The 24,503-nt window shown below is 73.5% G+C and carries 23 protein-coding genes; 13 read left to right on the top strand and 10 right to left on the bottom strand.

Going from position 1 to position 24,503, the window contains the following annotated elements; genetic code table 11:
• Positions 1-123: 123 nt before the first annotated feature.
• Positions 124-933, bottom strand: a complete 810-nt coding sequence (locus ACFV4P_RS23160; RefSeq protein ID WP_380473900.1) for an AraC family transcriptional regulator — start codon at positions 931-933, stop codon at positions 124-126.
• Positions 934-982: 49 nt separating this feature from the next.
• Between ACFV4P_RS23160 and ACFV4P_RS23155 the strand changes: the two genes are divergently transcribed.
• Complete coding sequence (locus ACFV4P_RS23155) at positions 983-1,459, top strand: DUF2000 family protein (RefSeq protein WP_380473897.1); 477 nt, start codon at positions 983-985, stop codon at positions 1,457-1,459.
• Positions 1,460-1,487: 28 nt separating this feature from the next.
• Here ACFV4P_RS23155 and ACFV4P_RS23150 read toward each other — a convergent pair whose 3' ends face one another.
• On the bottom strand, positions 1,488-2,762 hold the full coding sequence (locus ACFV4P_RS23150; protein ID WP_380473894.1) for a metallophosphoesterase: 1,275 nt from the start codon (positions 2,760-2,762) through the stop codon (positions 1,488-1,490).
• A 606-nt stretch (positions 2,763-3,368) separates the two neighbouring features.
• Here ACFV4P_RS23150 and ACFV4P_RS23145 point away from each other — a divergent pair.
• The 4 genes from ACFV4P_RS23145 to ACFV4P_RS23130 all read left to right on the top strand — a co-directional run bounded on the left by ACFV4P_RS23145 (position 3,369) and on the right by ACFV4P_RS23130 (position 8,343).
• Complete coding sequence (locus ACFV4P_RS23145; RefSeq protein ID WP_380473891.1) at positions 3,369-4,022, top strand: transglycosylase SLT domain-containing protein; 654 nt, start codon at positions 3,369-3,371, stop codon at positions 4,020-4,022.
• A 246-nt stretch (positions 4,023-4,268) separates the two neighbouring features.
• On the top strand, positions 4,269-5,261 hold the full coding sequence (locus ACFV4P_RS23140) for a glycosyltransferase family 2 protein (RefSeq protein WP_380473888.1): 993 nt from the start codon (positions 4,269-4,271) through the stop codon (positions 5,259-5,261).
• 232 nt (positions 5,262-5,493) lie between these two features.
• Positions 5,494-6,318: a hypothetical protein gene (locus tag ACFV4P_RS23135; RefSeq protein ID WP_380473885.1), complete on the top strand. Its 825-nt coding sequence runs from the start codon at positions 5,494-5,496 to the stop codon at positions 6,316-6,318.
• Positions 6,319-6,525: 207 nt separating this feature from the next.
• Positions 6,526-8,343 (top strand): CocE/NonD family hydrolase, encoded by a 1,818-nt coding sequence (locus ACFV4P_RS23130; protein ID WP_380473883.1) that lies wholly within the window; start codon positions 6,526-6,528, stop codon positions 8,341-8,343.
• Positions 8,344-8,376: 33 nt separating this feature from the next.
• On the opposite strand, the gene ACFV4P_RS23125 is transcribed toward ACFV4P_RS23130, so the two are convergent.
• Both ACFV4P_RS23125 and ACFV4P_RS23120 read right to left on the bottom strand, forming a co-directional pair.
• Positions 8,377-8,709: a hypothetical protein gene (locus ACFV4P_RS23125; protein WP_380473881.1), complete on the bottom strand. Its 333-nt coding sequence runs from the start codon at positions 8,707-8,709 to the stop codon at positions 8,377-8,379.
• A 29-nt stretch (positions 8,710-8,738) separates the two neighbouring features.
• The gene (locus ACFV4P_RS23120; protein ID WP_380473879.1) at positions 8,739-9,386 is read right to left on the bottom strand and encodes a class I SAM-dependent methyltransferase; all 648 of its coding nucleotides are present in this window, start codon (positions 9,384-9,386) and stop codon (positions 8,739-8,741) included.
• Positions 9,387-9,492: 106 nt separating this feature from the next.
• Here ACFV4P_RS23120 and ACFV4P_RS23115 point away from each other — a divergent pair, with 106 nt between their 5' ends.
• Positions 9,493-12,357: an FAD-binding and (Fe-S)-binding domain-containing protein gene (locus ACFV4P_RS23115; protein ID WP_380473877.1), complete on the top strand. Its 2,865-nt coding sequence runs from the start codon at positions 9,493-9,495 to the stop codon at positions 12,355-12,357.
• Here the strand turns inward: ACFV4P_RS23115 and ACFV4P_RS23110 are convergent.
• The gene (locus ACFV4P_RS23110) at positions 12,342-13,343 is read right to left on the bottom strand and encodes a Gfo/Idh/MocA family protein (protein ID WP_380473875.1); all 1,002 of its coding nucleotides are present in this window, start codon (positions 13,341-13,343) and stop codon (positions 12,342-12,344) included. The genes ACFV4P_RS23115 and ACFV4P_RS23110 overlap by 16 nt on opposite strands.
• A gap of 215 nt (positions 13,344-13,558) precedes the next feature.
• Between ACFV4P_RS23110 and ACFV4P_RS23105 the strand changes: the two genes are divergently transcribed.
• The gene (locus ACFV4P_RS23105; RefSeq protein ID WP_380473873.1) at positions 13,559-14,413 is read left to right on the top strand and encodes a hypothetical protein; all 855 of its coding nucleotides are present in this window, start codon (positions 13,559-13,561) and stop codon (positions 14,411-14,413) included.
• Positions 14,414-14,456: 43 nt separating this feature from the next.
• Here ACFV4P_RS23105 and ACFV4P_RS23100 read toward each other — a convergent pair whose 3' ends face one another.
• Entirely contained in the window at positions 14,457-15,566 is a 1,110-nt protein-coding gene (locus tag ACFV4P_RS23100; RefSeq protein WP_380473871.1) for a PP2C family protein-serine/threonine phosphatase, read from the bottom strand.
• 97 nt (positions 15,567-15,663) lie between these two features.
• On the opposite strand from ACFV4P_RS23100, the gene ACFV4P_RS23095 reads away from it, so the two are divergent.
• Together ACFV4P_RS23095 and ACFV4P_RS23090 are read left to right on the top strand one after the other, a co-directional pair.
• Positions 15,664-16,110, top strand: coding sequence for a PaaI family thioesterase (locus tag ACFV4P_RS23095; RefSeq protein ID WP_380473869.1), 447 nt, complete (start codon positions 15,664-15,666; stop codon positions 16,108-16,110).
• Between the two features lie 147 nt (positions 16,111-16,257).
• On the top strand, positions 16,258-17,151 hold the full coding sequence (locus ACFV4P_RS23090; RefSeq protein WP_380473867.1) for an SGNH/GDSL hydrolase family protein: 894 nt from the start codon (positions 16,258-16,260) through the stop codon (positions 17,149-17,151).
• Positions 17,152-17,208: 57 nt separating this feature from the next.
• Here ACFV4P_RS23090 and ACFV4P_RS23085 read toward each other — a convergent pair whose 3' ends face one another.
• Entirely contained in the window at positions 17,209-17,631 is a 423-nt protein-coding gene (locus ACFV4P_RS23085) for a CBS domain-containing protein (RefSeq protein ID WP_073810754.1), read from the bottom strand.
• Between the two features lie 129 nt (positions 17,632-17,760).
• Positions 17,761-18,795 (bottom strand): slipin family protein, encoded by a 1,035-nt coding sequence (locus ACFV4P_RS23080; RefSeq protein ID WP_380473865.1) that lies wholly within the window; start codon positions 18,793-18,795, stop codon positions 17,761-17,763.
• Positions 18,796-18,918: 123 nt separating this feature from the next.
• Between ACFV4P_RS23080 and ACFV4P_RS23075 the strand changes: the two genes are divergently transcribed.
• The gene (locus ACFV4P_RS23075; RefSeq protein WP_380473863.1) at positions 18,919-19,674 is read left to right on the top strand and encodes a uracil-DNA glycosylase; all 756 of its coding nucleotides are present in this window, start codon (positions 18,919-18,921) and stop codon (positions 19,672-19,674) included.
• 98 nt (positions 19,675-19,772) lie between these two features.
• The gene (locus ACFV4P_RS23070; protein WP_380473861.1) at positions 19,773-20,576 is read left to right on the top strand and encodes an NAD-dependent epimerase/dehydratase family protein; all 804 of its coding nucleotides are present in this window, start codon (positions 19,773-19,775) and stop codon (positions 20,574-20,576) included.
• A gap of 34 nt (positions 20,577-20,610) precedes the next feature.
• Here ACFV4P_RS23070 and ACFV4P_RS23065 read toward each other — a convergent pair whose 3' ends face one another.
• Entirely contained in the window at positions 20,611-21,468 is an 858-nt protein-coding gene (locus ACFV4P_RS23065) for a CHAD domain-containing protein (RefSeq protein ID WP_380474079.1), read from the bottom strand.
• Between the two features lie 114 nt (positions 21,469-21,582).
• On the bottom strand, positions 21,583-22,203 hold the full coding sequence (locus tag ACFV4P_RS23060; protein ID WP_380473859.1) for a TetR/AcrR family transcriptional regulator: 621 nt from the start codon (positions 22,201-22,203) through the stop codon (positions 21,583-21,585).
• Positions 22,204-22,281: 78 nt separating this feature from the next.
• Here ACFV4P_RS23060 and ACFV4P_RS23055 point away from each other — a divergent pair, with 78 nt between their 5' ends.
• Positions 22,282-22,806 carry a DUF1453 domain-containing protein gene (locus ACFV4P_RS23055; protein WP_380473857.1) on the top strand — a complete coding sequence of 175 codons (525 nt, stop codon included), beginning with the start codon at positions 22,282-22,284 and terminating at the stop codon, positions 22,804-22,806.
• A 238-nt stretch (positions 22,807-23,044) separates the two neighbouring features.
• Positions 23,045-24,421, top strand: a complete 1,377-nt coding sequence (locus ACFV4P_RS23050) for a cytochrome P450 (protein ID WP_380473855.1) — start codon at positions 23,045-23,047, stop codon at positions 24,419-24,421.
• Positions 24,422-24,503: the final 82 nt, after the last annotated feature.

Here is a 24,503-nt window from a genome sequence, read left to right as displayed (position 1 = left end):
GAAGGCCGCCATGCACCCACCCCACCCAACCCCCCCGTCAACCCCCGGCCCCCCAAACCCCCCACCGTCGCACTCCACCCCCGAAACTTTCAGCCCTGCCCCGCCCCATTCACCTCGTACGCCCTACCTGCCGCCCCCGCGGGCGAAGCGGGCCGGGGTGGTGCCCAGGATGCGGCGGAAGTGGCGGGTGAGGTGGGGCTGGTCGTGGAAGCCGAGGGTGGTGGCGACGGTGGTCGGGGGGTGGCCGTCGAGGAGGAGGTGGCGGGCGCGGTCGATGCGGCGGGCGGTGAGGTACTGGTGCGGGGGCAGGCCGAACGCCGTGGTGAACGCGCGGACCAGGTGCGCGGGGTGGGCGTGCAGTCGCCGAGCCGCCTCGTCGAGCGTGGTGCGTTCGGTGAGCCGGGCGTCCAGCAGGTCGCGCAGCTGGTGGGCGAGCCCCTGGTCGACGGGCTCGGCGGGCAGCGCCGTTCGTGGGCGGAGCAGCTCCCGCAGCCGCGCACTGATCAGCGCCAGCCGGCTCTCCGCCTCCCACTCCTCCCCCGGCGTGCCGAGCGCCGTGTGCAGTTGCCCGACCCGGAGTCTCAGCAGCGGGTCCGCGAGGTCCGGCCCGTCCACCGCCGGTCCGATCAACTCCGCGCCCAGTTGCCCGAGTTCGAGGTAGAGAACGCGCTTGCGGAAGCCCCCTTCGCCGGCCGGCGATCCGTTGTGCGGAACGTGCGGCGGCAGCAGGCTGACGGTGTCGTGCGGGGTGCCCCGGCGGTGGCGGTCGAGGTCGTAGCGGACGGCGCCGTCGTCGACGATCAGCAGCGTCCAGGAGTCGTGGACGTGCATGGGGTAGCGGTGTTCGGTGAGGTGCGCGTGCAGCACTTCGACGACACCGGCGACGCGCGGCCGCCAGGCGGTGATCTGCTGCCTGGCCGGTGCCGTTGTCATGCAAAGAACGTACAAGACCGGGCCGCGCCCCGTCCGGCACGCTCACTCCATGGACATCCTGACCGCCCCAGCCCCAGCTCCCGCCCCTGCTACCGCCCCCGCGCCGGCCCCCGCGCCGCGCTTCGACACCAAGATCGCCGTCCTGCTGCGCGAGGATCTCGAACCCTGGCAGCGCCTGAACGTGACGGCCTTCCTGGTGAGCGGACTGGGCACCGCCGTACCGGAGTTGATCGGTGAGCCGTACGCGGACGCGGACGGAACGGCGTACCTGCCGATGTTCCGTCAGCCGGTGCTGGTGTTCGAGGGCGGCGGGGAACTGCTGTCGTCCGCCCATGCGCGGGCGCTGTCCCGTTCGTTGCCGGTGGCGGTGTTCACCGCCGACCTGTTCGGCACCGGCAACGACCGCGACAACCGGGCGGCGGTACGCGCCGTGCCGACCGCCGCACTCGACCTGGTGGGGCTGGCCCTGCACGGCCCGCGCAACGCCGTCGACAAGGTGCTCAAGGGCGCGCGCATGCACCCGTGAAGACCGGCCGCCCCGCCGAACAGCGGCGTCAGGCCCGGAGCGAGGCGAGTGTGACGACCGTGATGTCCGACGGTGCGCCGACCCGGACCGGCGGGCCCCAGGCACCGGCGCCGCGAGTGACGTAGAGCTGGGTGTCGCCGTACCGCTCCAGGCCGGCGACGGTCGGGTTGGCGAGTTCGGCGAGGTAGTTGCCGGGCCAGAGCTGTCCGCCGTGGGTGTGGCCGGAGAGTTGGAGGTCGACGCCGTGCCGGACGCTGTCGTGGACGGTCACCGGCTGGTGGGCCATCAGGACGGCGGTCCGGCCGCGGTCGCGGTCGCCCAACGCCCGTGCGTAGTCGGGGCCTTGGCCCTGCGAGGTGCCGGCGATGTCGTTGACGCCGGCGAGGTCGAACCAGGGCAGCTCGACGCGGGCGTTCTCCAGCGGGTGGACGCCGAGTTCGCGGACGAAGTCGACCCAGGGCGCGGCGCCCGAGAAGTATTCGTGGTTGCCGGTGACGAAGTACGCCCCGTCCTTGGCCCGCAGGTCCGCCAACGGGCGGGCGGCGGGGCCGAGTTCGGGGACGGTGCCGTCGACCAGGTCGCCGACCACGGCGATCAGGTCGGGCTGGGTGGCGTTGATGGTGTCGACGATGCGGCGGGTGTGCGCCCGGCCGAGTATCGGCCCGAGGTGGATGTCGCTGACCACGGCGATCCGGTAGCCGTGCGCGGCGCGCGGCAGTTTCGCCAGCGGCACCGTCACCTGCTTCACCTGCGGCCCGCGCAGCACCCCGTAGGCGCCGTTGCCGACCACGCCGACGGCGACCCCGGCGGCCGCCCCCGCCACCACCCGCGACACGAACAGCCGCCGCGACGGCGCCACGGCGACCGTCTCCGGCGGCTCCTGCTCCGCCGGGGCGTCCTCGGCCAACGCATCCTCAGCCGGGGCGCCCTCAACCGGGACGTCCTCCGCCGAAGCCACCACGGCGTCCGGAGCCGCCACCGTCTCGCGCCGTCGCGGCAGGCGCAGCAGCAGCGGGCGCAGCAGCTCGCCGACCAGCAGCGCGAGCAGCAGGTAGAGGAGGACGGGCAGCCAGAGGTAGCCGGGCCAGGCGAACCAGCGTTCCACGGCGAGGGGGAAGGCCCGGCCGCCGAGCAGGGCGAGCAGGGAGAGGACGGGCAGCAGGACGACGAGCACGGTGCCCGCCCGCCGGTACCGGCCGCCGGGCGCGGAGACGTCGCGGACCAACCTGCGCCACACGTACCAGTGCGCCACCCCGAGCAGCCCGAGCGCCGCCGCTGCCACCCCCACCACCGCGATCACCATGCGGCCAGTATCGGGGCGCGGTGATCGCGGGCTGTGACCGGGGTGCCGTTCCGTGCGACCGGGTGTGGTCGTCCGGGTGCGGGGTGTGCCGGTGCGCGTTCGGTTCCTGTGAGTCCTCCCACACCGCGGCGGGCTTCTACGATCCTCGATAGTCGATGTGGCGACGCACCCGTCGAACGGTGCTCGCCGGGCCTCGTCCGCTCGCCGGAGGGTACCGCATCGCCGCAGGTCAGCTGCCTTACGGGCATCATCGGCCCGGCGTGCCGGAGCGTCACCGGAACCGGGTCCGTCCGCGCGTCCGCCGCGACCCTCGTTACTACGCCGGGTAGTTTCCGGGGCTTTTGAGCCACTCTCCGTGATCTGCCAAGAATGTCCCCCGTCCGTCGGGCGGTCCGGCCGGTCCTGCCCGGTCACCGCCCCGCTGCCACCTCCGTCCGACTCCCCGCGCCGTGTCGCGTCGGTGCCGTGCGGGTGCGTGCCGGTCGGCGGGCCGCCGTGTCCCACCGGCCGTCCGGCCCGTACAAGAAGAGATCGCTCATGCCGCATCCCAGCACGTCCAGCCTCTCGGGGAGTCTCCGCCGTCACCGCCGCGCCGTGGTGTCGGGTGTGGCGACTCTCGCGGTCGCGGGCACGGCCGCGCTGGCCATCGCCCTGCCGCAGCACTCCGGTCCCGCCGAGGCCTCGGCCGCGTCGGCGAACGGTCAGCAGCTGGCGTCGGACGCCCTCGCGACTCCGGCCGCCGTGGAGGCAGACGCGAGCGCCGGTGCGGGCGCGCAGGCCGAGGAGGAGGCGAAGGCCAAGGCGGACGCGGAGACGAGCGCGAGTGCGAGCGCCGAGGCGAAGGCGTCGGCCGAGGAGAAGGCCCGGACCGAGGCGGCGTCCCGTTCGCAGCAGCGCGCGGCGGCGCCGACCGCCAAGCCGTCCCCGTCCGCATCCCCGTCCGTGTCCGCGTCCGCCGTCGCGAAGGCGCTCGGCGGGACGCCGCAGCAGATCGCGGCGCAGCTCGTGCCGGCCGGTCAGTTGCAGTGTTTCACCAACATCGTGGAGCGCGAGAGCGGCTGGAACGTGCACGCGACCAACCCGTCCTCGGGCGCGTACGGCCTGATGCAGGCGCTGCCGGGTTCGAAGATGGCGTCGGCGGGCGCGGACTGGCGGGACAACCCGGCGACCCAGATCAAGTGGGGCCTGCAGTACATGAACCAGACGTACGGCAGCCCGTGTGCGGCGTGGTCGTTCTGGCAGGCCCACAACTGGTACTGAGCGGGGCGGGCCCACGGCCGTTCGGGCGCCTTCGGCACGGTGTGTGTGCAGCTCCGCCACCATGCGTACATCTGACGAATAGTCAGCAAGTCGCGGCGTTCCGCACCCTATCCGGACATTTCATCGCACGGGCGTGTTCGTTTGGTGAAGATTCGGCGAACTTCCCGTGGCCACTGTCCGGAATAGCCGCTTTAGAGCGGCTTCCGACCTTTGCCTGAGGCTGTCCCCGCCCCTAGCCTCCCGCCCATGGCCCCACCACTGATCACCGTCGTTCTCCCCGCCTACGACGAGCAGGAACAACTGAAGGAGTGTCTCGACTCCCTGCTCGGGCAGTCCTTCCGCGAGTTCGAGATCATCGTGGTCCAGACGCCCTCCCCGCACTGCCCGGAGGAGCGACTGGTGGAGGCGTACGAACTGCGCGACGCCCGGGTACGGGTGCTGCGGTTGGACGCGGAGCCCGGCATCGGGCGGGCCCGGATGGCCGGCGCGACGCACGCGCGCGGCGACTACCTGCTGTTCCTGGACGCCGACCACCTGCTGCCGGCGGACGCGCTGGAGGCGATGGCCGCCCGCCTCGCCGAGACCGGCGAGGTCGATCTGCTGCTGTTCGGCCACAACCGCGAGTACCGGGGCAAGGTGTGGCAGGGCAACGCGGCCGAGCTGCTGGCCACCGTCGGGCCGGAGGTGTTCGGCCCGGACGAGCACCCGGAGCTGTTCGGCGCGCCGCCGCTGATCTGGGACCGGCTGCTGCGCACCGGCACCGCCCCGGTCTTCCCGGACGGCTTCTACGAGGAGGTCCCGGCGGTGCACCGCTCGCTGCTGGCCGCCTCCCGGATCGCGGTGCTGGACCGCGAGTGCGTCACCATCCGCCGCCGCCACACCCTGCACCCGGCGGGCAGCGAAGGGGCCTCCCACTTCGACCTGTTCGACCGCTACGAGGGCAGCTTCGAACTGCTGGACGCCCGGCCCGCCGAGGCCCCGCCCGTCCACCCGGAGCTGCGGACGCACCTGTTCACCCGGATGGTCCGCCACTACCTCTTCGTCTTCGACCTGCCGGGCTGCCTGACCCGCGCCGAGCGCCCGCAGTTCTTCCAGCGGGCCGCCGAGCACTACAAGCGTTTCCTGCCGGAGGGCTACAAGCGGCCCGACGGCCGCGAGGGCATCAAGTTCTCGCTGCTGGCGTCGAATTCGTACGCCACCTTCGAGGTCGCCAAGTTCTCCCGGCTGGCCCGCCGCTGAACTCCCCCGGCCGGCGCTTCCGCGAGCCCCTGACGGGTAAGCACTCACCGAGGGGGCCGGTCCTGTCGGGCCGTCCGCGCCGAGGGCGACGCCATCTCGCGTTCCACCCGGGCATCCTGACGAACCGTCGGGTCGGCCCGGGAGGGTAGAGTCCCTCCCCGCGCCCGGCTCCGGCCGCGCCACCTCCGTGCACTTCCTTTCGTGCACCACCGGACCGGAAGGCGAACTCCCGATGACTCTCCCTGTCTCCCCGGCGGCCGACCCCACTCCGAGTTCCGCCCCGGATTCCCTCGCGGACCCGTTCGCCGCCGACGGCGGCCCCGCGCCGGGGCAGGTCGCCCCGCTCCCGCCCCAGCAGCAGATGGCCGGCTGGGCGGTCCTGCTGCTCGGCCTGATGCTGCTCGCCGAGGCGTTCATCTGCATCGCGGCGCTGATCAGCGTCTGGACGCCGCTCACCACGCTGACCGCCGAACGCGCGCCGGCCGGCGACCCGGAGCTGTGGTCGGTGTTCGGCCTCGGCCCCTGGCACCTGACCTCCAACACCGCGATGCTGATCGCCGTCCTGGCCGCCAGCGGGCTCGGCAGCTTCGTGCACGCCGCGACCTCCTTCGCCACCTACGCGGGCAACCGCCAACTCCTGCCGAGCTGGCTGCCCTGGTACCTGCTGCGCACGGCGATCGGCGGCGCCCTCGCGCTGCTGGTCTACTTCCTGCTGCGCGGCGGCCTGTTCGCCAACGGCACGGACGGCACCGCCACCAATCCGTACGGCTTCGCCGGGATCGCCGGCCTGTGCGGACTGTTCTCCAAGCAGGCGACCGACAAGCTCCGCGAGATCTTCGACACCGTCCTCACCACCCGCGACGGGGCGGGCGACGACGAACGCGACGACAAGATCCAGCCCACGGCCCCGACGTCGCCCACCGGGCCCGAGCCGACCACCGGTTCCGGGCCGACCACAGGTTCCGGCGGCCCCCTCACGAAGCAGCAGCCCGCCGCCTCCGAGCCTGGTGCAGTCGTCGTTCCTCAGCAGCCCGGTCCGGTGGCCGAATCCGCTTGACCTGCGGTCGGTTTGACCGATCGTCCGATCATTGGCGAACCGCCACCTCCCGGCCCTTCCGTCAACCTGCGATCGTCAACTCCCGCCCACAACAACCCGTTCGGGTACAACTGACCGCCTCTCCGTTTCGACGGTTCCGAACCGGCCCATGATCAGCCCCGGACGACGCCCTCCCGGGCGTCCGGGGTTTCAGGAAGGACGGTTCGTATGACCACAGCAGACGGAGAGCCGATCGCCGCGATCACCGAGGCGACTCTCGCCGACATCGCGGCCAACGGCATCTGGCGCGGCGCGAGCCTCGACATCAACCCGGCGGTGCTCGCCGTCGCCCGGGCGCTGCTCGCGGCACTCCAGGGCGCCGCGCCGGCCGGCACGCTCCCGGAGGACCTGGCGGAGCTGGTCGCCCGCGTCCAGCGGCAGGCCGGGATCTCCTTCCCTCGCATTCCCGTGGCGGGCGAGGTCGGCCTCTCCGCGTTCGCGATCAAGCAGCAGGTCTCGGAGCCGCGCCCGGTCGTCATCGTGCCGGCCGGCTGGAACCCGTACGGCTGGCTGCCGTTCATGGCCGGCTACCTGTCGCTGGCGGCGCGCGGCTACCACGTCCTGGCCTACACCCCACGGGGGTTCGGCAAGGCGGGAGTGTTCTACTCCTCCAACGGGTTCATCGACGTCGCCGGGCCGAACGACTGGGCGGACGGCTCGAAGGTCATCACGTATGCGCAGGAGCAGTTCGCGCCGAGCAAGGTCGGCCTGATGGGCCTGTCCTACGGCTCCGGGATCAGCCAACTGGTCGCCGCGCACGACCCGGAGGAGGGCCGGGTCGCCGCCGTGGCCGCGCTCAGCACCTGGGGCAACCTCGCCACCAGCCTCTACGACCACGGCACCCGCCACGTGAAGGCCGTGGAGCTGTTGATCGGGTTCACCGGGGCCGAGAAGGGCAAGGAGTCGGAGCGGTTCGACCCGGAGACGTGGGCCGTCCTCCAGGACTTCCGGGCCGGGCGGAACATGGAGAAGGTGGTGGAGTGGGGCACCGTGCGCTCCCCGGAGGCGTACGTCGGCGCCACCAACGCGCGTGGCATCCCGACCTTCTACTCGAACACCTGGCACGAAAGCCTGTTCGCGGCCGGCGAGGCGATCGAGGCCTTCGAGAAGCTCACCGTCCCGAAGCACCTGAACATGTGGATCGGCGACCACGGCGCCCCCGAGGGCGCCGGCTTCACCGGCGTGCCCGGCGGCGTGGCCTTCCCCGGCCTGCTGACGCCGACGCGGGAGGCGTTCGACTGGCTCGACCACCACCTGCTGGGCGCAGACAACGGCGTGCCCGACTGGCCGGTCGTCAACAGCCAGGTGATGTTCACCTACAAGACCGCCCCGGTCATCGGCGGCGGCCGGCGGATCACCGAGCCCGCCCGGCGCGAACCGCTCGGCTCCTGGGCGGAGGCCACCGTCGACCACGAGACGTGGTACCTGAACGGCAACGGCCACAACGGCGACGGCACGCTGTCCGACAAGCCCTCCAACGGCTGGGCCCGAGACTTCACCGCCGGCCACGAGACCGCCGCCACCGCGATGGACGCCATCATGGACACCGGGCAGAAGGAGTGGTTCGGCAACCCCCGGAAGTACGACACCGCCGGCTTCGAGCGGGACCGCCTGCTGCTCTGGTCCACGGAGCCGCTGGCGGGCGGCCGCCGGATCCGCGGCGCCACAAAGCTTCGGCTCACGGCCCGGGCCGAGGAGGCCGACGCCCTGACGCTGGTCGCCTACCTCTTCGACGTCGCCCCCGACGGCAGCGCCAAGATCATCACCCACGAGCCGTTCACCGCCACCGACCTGCCCCCCGGCACCGACCGCACCCTCAGCTGGACGCTCCAGCCCGCCGCCTACGACCTCCCCGACGGCCACCGTCTCGCCCTGGTCGTCAACAGCCGCGACATGCTCTACGCCTTCACCGGCAAGGCGGACAGCACCACCACCGTCACCTCCCCGGTCGGGGAGGAAGCCCTCCTGGAGCTGCCACTCGGCTGAGCCACACCCCACCGCCGGCCGGCGCGGGGCGGCTCACACCGCCGTCCCGCGCACCCGCGTGTCCCGCATCGGCGCCCGGTCGATCAGCTCGACGTACACGACCTGGTCGCCCACCACGTCCAGCACGACCATCCCCTCCGCAGCCGGCAGTTCCACACGGTGCCCCGCCCCGTACGGCTGCCCCGCCCGGTGCGGGACGGTCCGAAAGCTCTGGCAGAAGTCGTCGTCGCACCCGCACACCTCCGCCACTCGCAACTCCCGCACACCAAGCGCCAGTTGTGCTTCGCCCTCGCCTTCCAGCAGCGCCACGAGTTCGTCCGCGAGCTCGGGAAAGACGTCACGGACCAGGGGATGTTCGTTCTCCATGGCCCCCAACCTAATCGCCGCCGCGACGGCTACCGCCTGCGGACCAGCAGCTGCGCCGCCTGTGACCGGTGGCCGTTCATCGTGGCCACCTCGAACCGGTGCTCGTCCACCGGGTCGAAGGCCGACAGCAGCGTGCGCAACTCGGCGATCTCGTGGTGCCGACACACCGCACCGTCGTCCGTGGCGAACACCCCGTACGGAGTGCCGAACTGCCGCGCATGGGCCGCGTAGCGGTCGCGGTTCCGCTCGTCGTCCTGCAGCAGCACGTCGCTGACGTACAGCAGCCCGCCGGGCGCGAGGACGCGGTGCAGCTCCGCGACCAACGCCGCCTGGGCATCGCCGTCGGGGACGCAGGTCAGCACGGCGAACAGCAGGACCACGTCGATGCTCCCCGACGCGTGCGGCAGGGTCGGCGGGGACTCCAGGACGGCGAGGCGCAGCTCGGGCCGCAGCTGCCGGCCCCGCTCGATCAGCGCGGGCGACGGGTCGACACCGGACACGTCACGGAAGCCGTGCCCGCCCAGCTCGGCCATGACGCGACCGTATCCACAGCCGTAGTCCAGGATCCGCGCGTCCGGGCCGACCTCCGCCAGCCGGTCGGGGTTCACCGGGTGGGTGAACGTCTTCGTTGCGCCGACGCCGTTCCAGTACGCGATCTGATCGCCGAGACCCTTCATGCGAGTGCAGCATACGGCCCGTCACCGACCGGACATGCCCTAAGCCGACCCGCCGTTCGTGGGCCCGCGTCCGGTGCTGGTCGCCCCCGGCTGGGATGATCGGTGGATGGCCTCCGATCTCGCCCGCGCCCTCGCCGATGTCGTCCGTGGTGAGGTCCGTTTCGGTGTCGCCGAGCGGGCCGTGTACGGGCAGGACGCGTCGAACTACCGGCAGGTGCCGCGCGGGGTGGTGAAGCCGGCCGACGTGGACGATGTGCGGGCCGCGGTGGCGGCGTGCCGGGAGTTCGGGGTGCCGGTGGTGGCGCGCGGGTCGGGGACGAGCATCGGCGGGCAGGCGATCGGGCCAGGCGCCGTGGTGCTGGACTTCCGGCGGCACCTCGGCCGGGTGCTGGAGGTGGACCCGGACGCCCGCACCGCGCGGGTCGAACCGGGCACCGTCCTGGACGAACTCCAGCGTGCCGCAAGGAAGTTCGGGCTGCGGTTCGGACCGGACCCGTCCACCCACAGCCGGTGCACGCTGGGCGGCATGATCGGCAACGACGCCTGCGGCTCGCACTCCCTCGCCTGGGGCCGCACCTCCGACAACCTGCACAGCCTGGAGCTGTTGCTCGCCGACGGCGCCGAACTGACCGTCACCGGCCCCCTGCCGCCCGCCGAACGCGCCGCCCTCGCGTCCGGGCACGGCCGGCTGCCGCGCCTGCACCGGGAGTTGCAGGCCCTCGCCGCCGGCAACCTGCCCCTGCTGCGCCGCGCCATGCCGACCCTGCCGCGTCGCGGCTCGGGCTACCCGCTGGACGCGCTGCTCCCGGAGCGCGGCTACGACCTGGTGCGGGCCGTCACCGGCACGGAGGGGACCTGCGCCCTGCTGCTCGGCGCCACCGTCCGCCTGGTGCCCGAACCGCCGTACCGTGCGCTGGTGGTGGCCGGGTACCCGGACGAGACGGCCGCCGCCGACGCCGTGCCCGCGCTCCTGCCGTTCGAACCACTGACCTGCGAGGGAATGGCAGCCGACCTGGTCGCCGCGCTGCTCGCGGCCGGCCCGCGCCCGCCCGTGCTCGACCGCCTCCCGGACGGCGCGTGCTGGCTGTTCCTGGAGACCGGCGGCGACACCGCCGCCGAGGCCGCCGACCGGGCCCGTGGACTCGCCGACGCGGTGCGGAGAGAGCGCATCGCGACCGTCGCGTTGGTCACCGACCCGGCCGAGCAGCGCGCGCTCTGGTCGATCCGGGAGGCCGGCGCGGGCATCGTCACCCGCCTCCCTCCGGCCTCGGACGGCACACCGGGCGGCGCGGCCTGGCCGGGCTGGGAGGACTCGGCCGTCCCGGTCGATCGACTCGGCTCCTATCTGCGGCAGTTGCGGATTCTGCTGAAGCGTCACGGACTGCGCGGCGTGCCGTTCGGCCACTTCGGCGAGGGCTGTGTGCATCTGCGGCTCGACTTCCCGGTGCGGGAACGGCCGCAGGTGATGCGGGAGTTCCTCACCGAGGCGGCGGATCTCGTGGTGGCGCACGGCGGTTCGCTCTCCGGCGAGCACGGCGACGGGCAGGCCCGCGCCGAGCTGCTGCCCCGGATGTTCCCTCCGCAGGTGATCGACCTGTTCGCCCGGTTCAAGCAGATCTGGGACCCGGAGAACCTGCTCAACCCGGGCCTGCTGGTCGACCCTCGCCCGCTGGACGCCGATCTGCGGTTCGCGGGGCGGGAATTGCCGCTCGCCCTGGCCTACCCGCAGGACTCCGGCAGCCTGCTGAACGCGGTGCACCGCTGCGTCGGCGTCGGCAAGTGCGTCGACACCGGCAGCGGTGTGATGTGCCCGAGTTACATGGTGACCGAGGAGGAGCGGCACTCGACCCGCGGCCGCGCCCGGCTGCTCGGCGAGATGCTGCGCGGCGAACTGGTCACCGGCGGTTGGCGCTCCCCGGAGGTCCGGGAGGCGCTCGACCTCTGCCTGGGCTGCAAGGGCTGCGCGAGCGACTGCCCGGTTCAGGTGGACATGGCCACCTACCGGTCCGAATTCCTGTACCACCACTACCGGTTCAGGCCCCGTCCGGCCTCCCACTACTCGCTCGGCCTGCTGCCGCTGTGGCTGCGCCTGGCACATCTCGCGCCGCGCGCCGCGAACGCCGCCCTGCGCGCCCGGTTCAGCGGCGCACTGCTCAAACGCCTCGGCGGCATCGACCCGCGGCGCGCCCTGCCCGCCCTGCCGGAGCGCCGTTTCACCTCCTGGTTCCGCGCTCACCGCGCCGCCCGCCCCGCCGACCCGGCCGCGCCCGCGGTGCTGCTGTGGCCCGACTCGATGTCCGAACTCCTCGACCCCGCACCGGCGATGGCCGCCGTCCAGGTCCTGGAGCAGCTCGGCTTCCGGGTCGAGCTGCCGAGCGGCCCGGTGTGCTGCGGGCTCACGCTGATCGCGAGCGGCCGACTCGGCGCGGCCCGGCGGGTGATCCGGCGCAGCCTGCGTCACCTGCCGCCGGGCCTGCCGGTGGTCGGTCTGGAGCCGTCCTGCACCGCCACCCTCCGCGGCGACTGGCCGAAGCTCCTCGACGGCCCTCTCGAACTCCCTTACCGGGTACGGACCTTGGCCGAGTTCCTGGACGAGCGCGAGGTCGCACTGCCCCGGCTGACCGGCGAGGCGATGACCCAGGTGCACTGCCACCAGCACGCCGTCCTGGGTACCGCCGCCGACCGGCGCCTGACCGAGCGACTCGGCCTGACGAACCGTCAACTCGATGCCGGATGCTGCGGGTTGGCCGGGGCGTTCGGCTTCGAGCGCGGCCACTACGAGGTGTCGGTGGCCGTCGCCGAGCGCGCTCTGCTGCCGGCGGTCCGCGCCGCCGCGCCCGGCACCCTGCTGCTCGCGGACGGCCTCAGCTGCCGCACACAGATCACCCAACTGGAGCCTTCGGCAAGGCCGTTGCACCTCGCCGAAGTGCTCCTGCGGGCGATCGGGCAGGCCGGTCACTCGCCGGGGTAGCGCACCCCGATCCGCTCCCGGACGGCGTCCAGCGTGCGCATCACGGCGAGGGTGCCGTCCAGCGGGACGAGCGCGGACTCGGTGACGCCGACCCGCAGGCAGCGCATCACCTCGGCGGCCTCCAACCCGTAGCCGTGGCCGACGAGGGCGGGACCGTGGAACGTCTCCGGGTCGCGGCCGTCCCGGTGGAGGGTGAACCCGGCGGGGCGGAAGAAGTCCCGGTCGATCTCGATCCGGCCCAAGTCGCCCTGGATCGAGGCACGTTGGCCGCACTGCACATCGAGCGAGCAGGACAGCAGGGCGGTCGCGCCGCTGCGGTACCCGAGCAGCATGCCGGTGTGCGCGTCCACCCCGCGTGCGGTGAGGCGGGCCTGCGCCTGGACGGTCTCCGGTTCGCCGAGCAGCAGGTGCGCGAACGCCACCGGGTACACGCCGAGATCGAGCAGCGCGCCGCCGCCGGCCGCCGGGTCCCACAGTCGGTGGCCCGGGCTTTCGGCGGGCCCGACGAACCCGAACTCGGCCTGTACGGACCGCACTTCACCGATCGCTCCGTCGGCGACCAGCTCGGTGATCCGCCGGACGGACGGGTCGAGGTAGGTCCACATCGCCTCCATCAGGAAGACCTCGCGCTTGCGGGCGAGCGCGACCAGTTCGGCGCTCTGGTCGACGTTCAGCGTGAACGGCTTCTCGCACAGCACCGCCTTCCCCGCCTCCAGCAGCAGCTTCGTCGCGCCGTGGTGCGCCGAGTGCGGCGTGGCCACGTACACCACGTCGACCTCGGGGTCGGCCGCCAGCTCCTGCCAACTCCCGTACGCCCGGGAGATGTTGTGGCGATCGGCGAACGCCCGGGCGGATTCCTCGCGCCGGGACGCCACCGCGAAGGCCTGCGCGCCGGGCACGGCGGCGAGGTCCTCGACGAAGGAGGTGGCAATGCCGCCGGTGGCGAGAATGCCCCAGCGGATCGGACGGTCGGTGATCGGCTGCACGGTGATCCTTCGCGACGGCGCGGCATGCGGGCCGGCCCAGCCTATCCACCGCTCCACCTGCGGCGACAGCCCCGTCGGCCGACCCCCCGCACCGTCCGACTCCCGTGGCCCGCAGGCCGGTTCGCCCCCGCGTCCCCTTCCGCCGGGTTTTACCGGGAGGTAGCCTTCCGCCTCGTCCCGACCGCCTCATCCACCACCCGACGGGGGAAGCCGCCATGACCGAGCGCCACGATCCGATCGCCGAGCACCGACGGACCCGTGCCGCGCTCGCCGAGACCGCCGACCGCCTGGTCCGGCTGCTGCGCGACACCCGCGGGCTCGGCAGCCCCCGCGCACTGCCCGCGTGGTCGGCGCCGGACGTCGGCGCGCACGTCGCGGCGGTGTTCCTGGTGTACTGCTCCAGCGTGTCACCCGAGGAAACCGTCGACTGGGACCGGATACTCCCGGAAGCCGAACTGCCGTTCGGCCCCCGGATGGCCGTCGTCAACGGCCGCGCCGTGACCATGATCAAAGAGCAGATCGGCGGCGACTCGGCCGATTTCATCGCCGAACGGGCCGACCGCTTCCTGCGGGTCACCGCGGACCTCGACCTGGAGGCCCCGGTCGCGACGCCCTGGTACGGCCCCGACCCGGCGCTCACCGTCGCCGCCTCCACCGGCCTGCTGCTCAGCGAGTGCCTGATGCACGGCCTGGACATCGCCCGCGCCACCGGCCGCCCGTGGCGGATCGACCCGGACCACGCCCGGCTGGTGATCGGCCAGGCCCTGACGACCATGATGCCGCTGGCCCTCGACCGCGTGGCCGCCCGCGACGCGGACCTCCTCCTCGACCTCGCCGTCCGCGGCGGCCCGCGCCTCTACCTGACCTTCCGGGACGCCACCCTGACCGTCACCCGCGACGCCCCGCCGCGCACACCCGACTGTCGGGTCTCCACCGACCCCGTCACCTTCCTGATGGTGGCCTTCCACCGCACCCCGCAGTGGCGAGCCATCGCCCTCGGCCGCCTCCGCGCCTCCGGCCGCCGCCCCTGGCTGGCCCCCCGCCTGACCCGCTACGTCCCGGCCCCCTGACCCCCGGCCCTCCGTCCCGCCCCCGCATCGCTCCCCGGCCCTCTCAGCCCTCCCGCCCGACCGCGACCAGCGCCGCGTCGTCCAACAGCCGTCCCCCGACGTACGCCAGCAGGTCGCGGCGGAGGCGGTCGAGGAACTCGCGCGGCGTGGCCGCCAGGCCGAGGTCGGCGGCGCGGGCGGGCAGCGGGTAGAAGACGGCGTCGCGGTTGCGGGCCTCGGTGACGCCGTCGGTGTAGAGCAGCAGCGTGCTGCCGGGCGGGAACGCGAACTCCTCGGTGCGGCGCTCGACCGGCGCGAGGTCGCCCATGCCCAGCGGGGGGCCTGAGCGGTGCACGGGGAGCAGCCGGGCGCCGCCGGGCGTGAGCAGCAGGGGCGGCGGGTGTCCGCAGTCGGCGAGCCGGATGACGGGGTGGTCGTCGGGCAGGTCGAGGACGAGCGCGGTGACGAAGTTCTCGCGGATGTCGTGGCCGGTCTCGGCGAGTTCGGCGAGGTGGCGTTGGTAGGAGGTCTCCACGGCGTCGGCCAGGCGTGCCGGGTCCTCGTGCCGGTGAGCGAGTTCTCGGAAGGCGCCGAGCAGGGCGGCGGCGTCGCCGACGGCGTCCAGGCCCTTGCCGCGGACGTCGCCGATCAGCAGGCGGGTCGCGTGGCCGACGCGCACGGCCGCGTACAGGTCTCCGCCGACGTTGGCTTCGTCGGCGGCGGCGAGGTAGCGGGTGGCGATCCGCAGCGGGCCCGCGCGTTCGGGCAGCGGGCGCATCAGGACGCGCTGGACGGCGTCGGAGACGGTGCGGACCTGGGTGAGTTCGCGTCCGTGGCGTTCGCGGACCCGGCAGTAGGCGACGACGGCGGCGGTGACCAGGGCGAGTGCGCCGACCTGGGCCTGATGGTTGGCGGTGAACAGGCCGCCGTGGTAGACGGCGATGAGGATCTGGCCGGCCAGCGCGAGGATGCCGACCAGCAGGGTCAGGCGGGTGCCGGCGAACGACGCGGTGATCGCGGGCGCGACCACCAGCAGCGGGCCGAGGTGGATGTTCGGGGAGATCGCCAGGTCGGTGGCGGTGATCAGCACGATCAGGCCGAGCGGCAGCAGCACCATCAGGTGTCCGGTGCGCCACTCGCTCCGCAGGTCCGCCAGCCTCCGCCGCACTCCCACCCCACCACCATGCCTCGCACGGGGGTCGCCCACGACCGGTGCACGCTCCGCTCGTACGGTATGGCGCTGCGTCACCGGCGGCCCCTACGATCCCGCCATGACGACCTCACCGAACCCCGCACCCTCCAAGGGCCTGGAGCCCGCCGAGGGCGACGTGATCCTCGCCGAACGTTTCGCGCCGTGGGTGCAGGCACTGGGGCTGTCGGTGGTGGAGGCCGGGTCGCGGCACGCGGTGCTGCGCCTGCCCTGGTCGGACCAGCTGGCCCGGGACGGCGGCGGGCTGTCGGGGCAGGCGATGATGGCGGCGGCCGACACGGCGACGGTCGTCGCGATCTCCTCGGCGCTGGGGGGCTTCGCGCCGATGACCACCGTCCAGCAGTCGATCACCTTCCAGCGCGCGGCCCGCGACACCGATCTGCTGGTCACGGCGCGGCTGACCAAGCTGGGCCGCCGGATCGCGTTCGCGGAGATCACCCTCGCCACGCCGGACGCCCCGGACGACCCGGTCGCGCACGCCACCACCGTCTACGCCTTCCCGGGCTGAACGTCACCGGCTGAACGTCACCGGCTGAACGTCACCACGTAGACGTCACCGAGTGATCAAGTACGTGCACACCCCTGTCCCCGGCGCCGTACCCGGCAGTAGCCTCTCCGGGTCCGTCTGATCGCGATCATTCGCCCTGGAGGCCCCATGCGCCCAATCCCCCGCCGCCGCACGCTCGTTGCGGCCGCGCTCGCCGCTCTGACGCTCACCGGCGCGGCGGCCGTTCCCGCGTCGGCGGCGCCGGGCGGGCAGCACGCCACCGCGTACTACCTGGCGATCGGCGACTCGCTGGCGGCCGGCTACCAGTCCACGCCGACCGGCGGCCACGTCGTGGGCCGCGGCTACGCCCAGGACCTGGCGCGGACGCTGGGCGAGCGGGCGGCGGACGACCGCCGGCCGTTCCAGTTCACCGACCTGGGCTGCCCGGGCGAGACCACCGGCACCATGGCGAACGGCGGCTGCCCGTACCCGCACTCCTTCGGCGGCTCCCAACTGGACGCCGCGGTTGCCTACTTGAAGGCGCACTGGAAGGACGAGGTGCTGGTGACGATCGACATCGGCGCCAACGACGTGCAGCGCTGCGCGGCCGGCGGCTCGCTGGACCTGCCGTGCGCGCTGAACGGCATCGAGCAGGTCCGCACCGGCCTGGACCGTATCCTCGGCGAGCTCCAGCAGGCGGCCGGACCGCACACCCGGATCGTCGGCATGAACCTGTACGACCCGTTCCTGGCGGCCTGGATGACGGGCGAGCAGGGCAAGGCGATGGCGACCGCGTCGGTGCCGCTGGCGAACGCGCTCAACTCGGTGATCGAGACGGTGGACGCCGCGCACCGCGTCCCGACGGTCGACGTGGCGGGGGCGTTCGACACCAACGCGTTCGCGCCGCTGGTGCCCCTGGGCGGCCAGCAGGTGCCGCTGAACGTGGCCCGGGTCATGCAGTGGACCAACATGGCGCGCGGCGACATCCACGCCAACGACGCCGGCTACCAGGTGATCGCGGACGCGTTCCTCGCCAAGCTGCCCAAGCAGTACATGCACTGACGGACCGTCAGAGAGACCCCGCCGCACCGGTACCCCGGTGCGGCGGGAGGCGCACGGTCAGCGCGCGGTGACGGCGGTGACGAACTCCGCCAGGCGTTCCTGCGACAGGTGGCGGGCGATGTCGGCCTCGCTGATCATGCCGACCAGCTTGTGATCGGGGTGGTTGATCACCGGCAGCCGGCGCACCCGGTGGTCCTCCATCAGGCCCAGTGCCAGGTCCGCGTCCTCGTTCTCCTCGATCACCATCGGGCGCCCGAGGGCGAGTTCGAGGCACTGGACGGTGCTGGGGTCGCGCCCTTCGGCGACACACCTGAGCACGATGTCACGGTCGGTGACGATGCCCAGCAGCTTCTGGTTCTCGCCGCAGATCGGCAGCGCGCCGACGTCGCGTTCGCGCATGATCCGGGCGGCGTCGGCGAGGGTCTGCTCACCGGTGACGCACTCCGCTCCCGGGTGCATGATCTCTTTCGCGGTGGTCATGGCCGGACCTCCCGAGCTGGTTGGGTCCACTGGTTGTGTCCATCGGCCGTCTTCCATGCTGGCCCTGCCACCGCCCCGCCCGCCACCCCTGGCCGCACCGCACTCGCCCGCACGCCCGCACTCGCCCGCTCACGCCGCGTGCCGCACGTGCGACTGCGGCGGCTGTGGCTTCGACCTCGGCTGCGGTTTGGGCTGCGGCTTCGGCTGCGGCTTCGGCTTGGGATGCGGTTTGGGCGGCTCGACGGGCACCGGACGCTTCGGAAGCGCCGTCTCGTCGACGCCCACCGCGACCTGCGGAAGCTCCAACTGATCGATGCCCGGCACCGGTTCGCCCTGCTCGCGTTCCTCGACCTCGGCCTCGGCGAGCTGCGCCGCGACCTCGGTGGCCTCGACGGCCTGCGCGGAGTTGCGCTCGGTGGAGCTCTCCAGGAAGCGCAGCAGCTCGACCGGGAACGGCAGCACCAGGGTGGAGTTCTTCTCCGCGGCGACCTCCACCACGGTCTGCAGCAGCCGCAGTTGGAGCGCGGCCGGGGTCGCGGACATCACCTTCGCGGCCTCCGACAGCCGCGCGGACGCCTGGTACTCGCCGTCTGCGGTGATGATCCGGGCCCGCCGCTCCCGGTCAGCCTCGGCCTGCCGGGCCATCGAGCGCTTCATCGACTCGGGCAGCGCCACGTCCTTGATCTCGACCCGGTCGATCTGGATGCCCCAGCCCAGCGCGGGGCTGTCGAGCATGAGCTCCAGGCCCTGGTTGATCGGCTCGCGGTTGGCCAGCAGGTCGTCCAGTTCGCTCTTGCCGATGATCGACCGCAGGGAGGTCTGCGCGACCTGCGACATCGCGAACGAGTAGTCCTGCACGTTGATGATCGCCTTCACCGGGTCGACCACCTTGAAGTACACCACCGCGTCGACCCGCACGGTCACGTTGTCCCGGGTGATGCCTTCCTGCGCGGGGACCGGCATCGTGATGATCTGCACGTTCACCTTTCGCAGCCGGTCGGCGACCGGCAGGATCCGCACCAGGCCCGGCGCCCGCACCTCGTCCAGCACCCGGCCGAACCGGAACACCACCCCGAGTTGGTACTGCTGGACCATCCGCACACTCAGCCCGGCGAGCACCGCCACCAGCACCAGCAGCACAATCACCACGTCGACCACGATCATCGCCGTCACCTCGACCCCTACGGCACGCAGACTCGTACTTCCACGCTACTCCGCGTCCTCCGGCTTCTCCCGACCCGGACGGAAAACGCTTTCCCGTCGCTGCGCGCCCCTAGGATCGGGGCCATGGAACTGCCCTCCGCCCAGGTCGAACGCGTCCACGGACTGGCCGAACTGGACGAGCTGGTCGTCGACTGCCGGGCCTGCCCGAGGCTGGTCGAGTGGCGGGAGGAGGCGGCCCGGGTGAAGCGCCGGGCCTTCCAGGACCAGGACTACTGGGCCCGCCCGATCACCGGCTTCGGGCCCGCCGACGCCCGCCTGGTGCTCGTCGGCCTCGCCCCCGCCGCGCACGGCGGCAACCGCACGGGCCGGATCTTCACCGGCGACCCGTCCGGCGACCTGCTGTACGCGTCCCTGCACCGACTCGGCCTCGCCTCCCAACCGCACTCCACCTGGCGGGGCGACGGCCTGGAGCTGTTCGGCGTGCGCATCACCGACCCGGTCCGCTGCGCCCCGCCCGAGAACAAGCCGACCACCACCGAACGCGACACCTGCCGCCCCTGGATCGTCCGCGAGTTCGAGTACCTTCGCCCCACCGTCCGTACCGTCGTCGCCCTCGGCGGCTTCGCCTGGCAGGCCGTCCTCCCCGCCCTCGCCGCCGCCGGCTGGCAGGTCCCCCGCCCCCGCCCCGCCTTCGGCCACGGCGCCCACGCCCTCCTCCCCGCCACCGACGCCGGCCCGCCCCTGCACCTCTACGGCTGCTTCCACGTCAGCCCCCGCAACACCTACACCGGCCGCCTCACCCCCACCATGCTCGACACCCTCCTCCACACCGCCGCCACCACGGCAGGCCTCGACCCCGCTGCCCCACCACCGGCCTGACGTCCCGCCCCTGATCAACTCCCTTGATCGGCGAAGTCCGGTGGCAAACAATGCGAGGAACGTTGCGAGGGACGTGACGGGCGGGACGAGGAGGCACAGTGCAGCTGGGTACGGTGGCGCTGACGGGTGCGGCGGGGAACATCGGCACCGTCGTCCGCAGGGCGCTTCGGGACGAGGCCGAGCGCGTGGTCCTGCTCGACCGGGTGCCGTTGCGGCCGGAGGCCGACAACGAGGAGGCGCACACCGTCGACCTGCGGGACGCAGCGGCCGTCGAGTCCGCGCTCGCCGGCGCCGATCAGGTGCTCCACCTGGGCGGAATTCCCGACGAGGCGCCGCTCCGGGATCTGCTCGACGTCAACGTGCTCGGCACCCACCACGTCCTGGAGGCCGCACGGCGCACCGGCATCCGCCGGGTGGTGCTGGCCGGCAGCAACCGGGTGACGGGCTTCCACCCCGCCGGGCGTCTCACCGGGCCGCAGGATCCCGTCCGGCCGGACGGCCTGTACGGCGTGAGCAAGGCGGCGATCGAGGCTCTCGGGCAGCTCTACGCCGACAAGTTCGGCCTGTCCGTCATCTGCCTGCGCATCGGCAGCTTCGAGCCCGCGCCCACCGAGCACCGCCACCTGTCGACGTGGCTCAGCCCGCGCGACTGCGTCGGCTTCGTCCGGGCCGCGCTGACCGCCCCGGAGTCCGTCCGCTTCGCCACCGCGTACGCCGTCTCCGCCAACACCCGCCGCTTCTGGGAACTCCCGGACCCGGCCGTCCTCGCCTACGCACCCGTCGACGACGCCGAGTCCCACGCCGCCACCGTCCCCGACGCCGACCGCCCCACCGACCCCACCGCCCCCCAGGCCGGCCCGTACGCCGCACCCGAGTTCACCCTCCGCCACCTCAACCCCTGACGCCCCGCCACCGCCCCCGCCCCCAACTCGCCTTTCACCGAATCCGCTTCGGCCCCCGCGCCGCCCGCCTCCACACCCCCGACAACAACTCCCTCGCAAACTCCCCCTCCCCCACCTGCCGCCCGAACAACGCCCCGTACCCGAACCCCCCGTCCGACAGCCCCCGCACCGCCTCCCGGGCGACGATCGCGTCCTGGTGGCGGCCGAGGACGTCCTGCAGCGCCTTCATCCGGCGGGTGTAGCTGCGGGCCGGGCGGCCGGCGGTCTCGCCGGCGTAGCGGGCGCGCTTCGCGGCCTTGCGGGCGGCGTGCAGGGCGCGGTCGCGGGCGGGGCCGTCGGGCGTGTGCTCGGCGGCGGCGAGGCGTCGGGCGGTGCGGTGGTGTTCGTGGCGCAGGATGCGGGTGAGTTCCGGCCCGCCGGGCCTGGTCGCACGGGCGTTGAGCGGGGGGTCGGCGGCGAGCGCGGTGAGGGCGTCGAGCAGGTCGTGGAAGCGCCGGCTGTCGAGCGTGCCGAGGACGGTCGTGCGGGCCTCGCGGGCCTCGCGGGTGCTCCAGGTGGCGAGTTCGGCGAGGACGCGTTCGCGGTCGCCGCCGTCGGGGAGTTCGCGGGCCTGGGCGAGCAGGCGTTCGCCGAGCACTTCGGCGTCGCGGGCGCGGCCGAGGTTCCGGCCGAGCAGGCGCAGTTCGTCCTCGAGTGCGGTGTGGTCGCCGGCGAGGTGGCGGCGGTGGGTGCGCAGGGCGCTGCGCAGGCGGCGGGCGGCGATGCGCATCTGGTGGACGGCGTCGGGGCGGTCGGCGCGGACGTCGGGTTCGAGGGCGACGAGTTTCGCGGTCTGGTCGCGCAGGCGTGCGGTGAGGACGTCCCCCGCGCTGCCGTCGATCCGGTGTGCCACGTTCGCCAACCCCGTCCTTCCGTGCTGCCCAGGGTAGGCCGGTGGCCGGGCGTTCCGCCGGGCGCCGCGCCGCCCGGCGTGGCGCAGCGCCCGACCGAGCCCCCCACCGTGGCGTCAGGATCGCGGAGCGGCCAGTGCGTCGAGGTGGCGGCGGAGGACGGCGCAGAGCTCGTCCGGGCCGACCAGGAGGGGGTGTTGGACCGCCTGGAGGGCGAGGCCGTCGAGCAGGGCGGAGAGCCGGCGGGTCTCCAGGTCGAGGTCCAGCCCGGGGACGAGGGCGCCGACGCGGTCGGTCTCGGTGAGGACCCGGCGGACGAGGTCGTCGAGGCCGGCCTGCATGGTGGCGAGCCGACCGCGCAGTTCGGGGCGGGTGCGGGCGGCACTGACGAAGGACAGCCAGACGCCGGCCTCCTCACGGCGCGCGGCGTCCAACGGGAGCGTCTCGGCGAGGAGTTGGACGGTCCGCTCGCGCCGGTCGCCGGTCGCGGCGGGGTCGAGCAGGGCGGCCGCGCGGGTGCTGATCCGGGCTTCGATGCGGCGCGCCAGCTCCCCCATCGCGAAGATCATCAGCTCGGAGCTGCCGTCGAAGTAGTGCCGCACCGAGCCGATCGCCAGCCCGGCCTCGTCGGCGACGTTGCGCAGCGAGGCGTGTTCGAGTCCTTCTCTGGCGGCGACGCGCAGGACGGCGTCCGCGACGGCCTGCCGGCGCTCCGCCGGGTCCACGATCTTCGGCATGTTGCCGTTATAGCACGGGCGCGCTAAATTTCTTTTTGGCACAGTCGAGCTAAAAAAGATCCATGGGGGAACAGCACGATGCACGGATGGATGATCGCGGCCCTGATCGCGGTGGTGGTCGTCGTGGTGGTGGTCCGGCGGCTGCGCGGCGAACCGCTCAACGCACGGGACCTGTTCGGGGCGCCGGTGGTGCTCACCGCGCTCGGCGGGTGGGCGCTCTGGCAGCGCCACAACCTGCGGGACGACCTCGGCCCGGGCGACTGGGCGTGGATCGTCGCGGGTCTCGCGCTCGGCCTCGCGACGGGCGCCCTGCGCGGCGCGACCGTCCGAGTCGAGGCGCGCGAGGGCGTGCTGTGGCAGCGCTACACCGCACGGACGTTCCTGGTCGCCGCACTCTCGCTGGGGCTGATGGCCGGGTTCTCGTTCCTCGCCGAACACTCCGGGCTGCCGTCCGACGCCCGCCCGATCCAACTGTCCATCGGCATCGGCTTCCTGGGTGAGGCCCTGGTGGTCGGCTGGCGCGGACTCACCTCGGGCACCCCGTTCGCCCCGGAGGGCCGCGGCCTGACCGCCCTGCTCGGCTCCGACCGCCCGCGCCGCTAGCCGTCGCCACAGCCAGCCAGCCAGCCGGCCGGCCGGCCGGCGCCAGTCGTCGCCGCCGTCGACCGTCCCGTCAACCCCGCACACCGCGAGTCACCCCGCGAACTGCCGTCCACCGGCCCATCGTTCCCGGCCCCGCCCGGCCCGGGACGCCCGGGCCCGGCGGCCGGATCGGCGGCCCGGCGGCCCGGGCCGGGCGTCGCGGTCCGCCGCCGATCCGGCCGCTGCCTACCGTGGAGGGATGCCGCCCTCGTCGCAGCCCCCGACCTACTCCGCCGCCGTCGCGCCGGGCGCCCTGCCGCTGATCGGGCACGGGCACCGGCTGCTGCGCGGGCCGGCGGAGTACCTGGCCTCGCTGCACCTGCACGGCGACCTGGTGGCGGTGCGGCTGGGGCCGACGACCGCCCAGGTGCCGTGCCACCCGGACCTGTTGAGCCAGGTGCTGGCCGACCACCGGCTGTTCGACAAGGGCGGGGTGTTCTACGACCGGGCCCGGGACGTCGCGGGCAACGGCCTGGTCACCTGCCCGTACCGCGACCATCTCCACCAGCGCCGCCTGGTCCAATCCGCGTTCCGCCGCCCGCAGTTGGAGCGCTACTCACTCGCCGTTCAGGCCGAGATCGCGTCCGCCACCGCCGACTGGCGGCCGGGCCGGGTGATCGACGCCTTCCCCGTCTTCCACGGGACCGCGCTGCGCACTCTGGGCCGGGCGCTGTACTCGACGGCGATCGACGCCGAGCAGGCGCGCGGCATCGAGCACGCCTTCGACACCGTGCTGAACGGCCTGTTCCGGCAGATGTTCCTGCCCTCGCCGGTCCGCCGCCTGCCCCTGCCGGGCAACCTGCGCTACCGCCGCGAACTGGCGTATCTGCACGACGCCACCCGACAGTTGATCGCCGCGCACCGATCTGCGGCCGGAGCCGGCGGCACCGGAGCCGCCGGCTCCGAACCCGACCTGCTGGCCGCGCTGCTCGCCGCCCGCGACGACGACGGCGCACGGCTCACCGACGCCGAGGTGCACGACCAGGTGATCACCCTGCTCGCGGCGGGCACCGAGACCGTCGCGGCCACCCTCACCTGGTCGCTGTGGCGGCTGTCCCAGCACCCGGCGGCCGCCGAGCAGGTGCGGACCGAGCTGTCCCGGGCGCTGCCGGACGGGCGCACCCCGGGCTGGGCGGACCTGCCGCAACTGGGCACCGTCGACCGGGTGGTGACGGAGACACTGCGCCTGCACCCGCCCGGCTGGCTGTTCACCCGGGTCACCACCGCGCCCACCGTGCTGGCGGGCCGTGCCCTCCCGGCCGGCAGCACGGTGGTGATGTCCCCGGCGGCGGTCTCCCGCCATCCGGCCGCGTACCTGGCGCCGGCCCAGTTCGACCCGGACCGCTGGCGACCGGAGCGCCTCACTCCGGCCGCCCGCCAGACGTTCCTGGCCTTCGGCACGGGCGCCCGCAAGTGCGTGGGCGACCTGTTCGCCCGCGCCGAGTGCGTCCTGACGCTGGCCACCCTGCTCTCCCGCCACCGCCTCGTCCCCGAACCGGACGCCGACCTGCGCCCGGTACCGCTGGCCACCGTGCTGCGCCCGCGCCGCCTGCGCCTGCGGGTCGCCCCGCACTGACGGAGCAGCAGACGGCGCAGCAGACGGCGCAGCAGACGGGGCGGCAGGACGGCGGAACCAGGAACTCCCGTGCGGAACCGAC

The sequence above is a fragment of the Kitasatospora sp. NPDC059795 genome (assembly GCF_042732175.1).
Classification (GTDB): domain Bacteria; phylum Actinomycetota; class Actinomycetes; order Streptomycetales; family Streptomycetaceae; genus Kitasatospora.
The sequence above is the reverse complement of the archived record's forward strand: the minus strand, read 5'-3'. Positions and strand labels throughout refer to the sequence as shown.

Bases quoted from the DNA above. Each gene is read 5' to 3' on its own strand.
- ACFV4P_RS23115 (WP_380473877.1), top strand. From the start codon at position 9,493: ATGGCCTCCGATCTCGCCCGCGCCCTCGCCGATGTCGTCCGTGGTGAG.
- ACFV4P_RS23155 (WP_380473897.1), top strand. From the start codon at position 983: ATGGACATCCTGACCGCCCCAGCCCCAGCTCCCGCCCCTGCTACCGCC.
- ACFV4P_RS23075 (WP_380473863.1), top strand. From the start codon at position 18,919: ATGGAACTGCCCTCCGCCCAGGTCGAACGCGTCCACGGACTGGCCGAA.
- ACFV4P_RS23150 (WP_380473894.1), bottom strand. From the start codon at position 2,762: ATGGTGATCGCGGTGGTGGGGGTGGCAGCGGCGGCGCTCGGGCTGCTC.
- ACFV4P_RS23105 (WP_380473873.1), top strand. From the start codon at position 13,559: ATGACCGAGCGCCACGATCCGATCGCCGAGCACCGACGGACCCGTGCC.
- ACFV4P_RS23050 (WP_380473855.1), top strand. From the start codon at position 23,045: ATGCCGCCCTCGTCGCAGCCCCCGACCTACTCCGCCGCCGTCGCGCCG.
- ACFV4P_RS23140 (WP_380473888.1), top strand. From the start codon at position 4,269: ATGGCCCCACCACTGATCACCGTCGTTCTCCCCGCCTACGACGAGCAG.
- ACFV4P_RS23055 (WP_380473857.1), top strand. From the start codon at position 22,282: ATGCACGGATGGATGATCGCGGCCCTGATCGCGGTGGTGGTCGTCGTG.
- ACFV4P_RS23090 (WP_380473867.1), top strand. From the start codon at position 16,258: ATGCGCCCAATCCCCCGCCGCCGCACGCTCGTTGCGGCCGCGCTCGCC.
- ACFV4P_RS23135 (WP_380473885.1), top strand. From the start codon at position 5,494: ATGACTCTCCCTGTCTCCCCGGCGGCCGACCCCACTCCGAGTTCCGCC.
- ACFV4P_RS23120 (WP_380473879.1), bottom strand. From the start codon at position 9,386: ATGAAGGGTCTCGGCGATCAGATCGCGTACTGGAACGGCGTCGGCGCA.
- ACFV4P_RS23080 (WP_380473865.1), bottom strand. From the start codon at position 18,795: ATGATCGTGGTCGACGTGGTGATTGTGCTGCTGGTGCTGGTGGCGGTG.
- ACFV4P_RS23060 (WP_380473859.1), bottom strand. From the start codon at position 22,203: ATGCCGAAGATCGTGGACCCGGCGGAGCGCCGGCAGGCCGTCGCGGAC.
- ACFV4P_RS23125 (WP_380473881.1), bottom strand. From the start codon at position 8,709: ATGGAGAACGAACATCCCCTGGTCCGTGACGTCTTTCCCGAGCTCGCG.
- ACFV4P_RS23130 (WP_380473883.1), top strand. From the start codon at position 6,526: ATGACCACAGCAGACGGAGAGCCGATCGCCGCGATCACCGAGGCGACT.
- ACFV4P_RS23160 (WP_380473900.1), bottom strand. From the start codon at position 933: ATGACAACGGCACCGGCCAGGCAGCAGATCACCGCCTGGCGGCCGCGC.
- ACFV4P_RS23095 (WP_380473869.1), top strand. From the start codon at position 15,664: ATGACGACCTCACCGAACCCCGCACCCTCCAAGGGCCTGGAGCCCGCC.
- ACFV4P_RS23085 (WP_073810754.1), bottom strand. From the start codon at position 17,631: ATGACCACCGCGAAAGAGATCATGCACCCGGGAGCGGAGTGCGTCACC.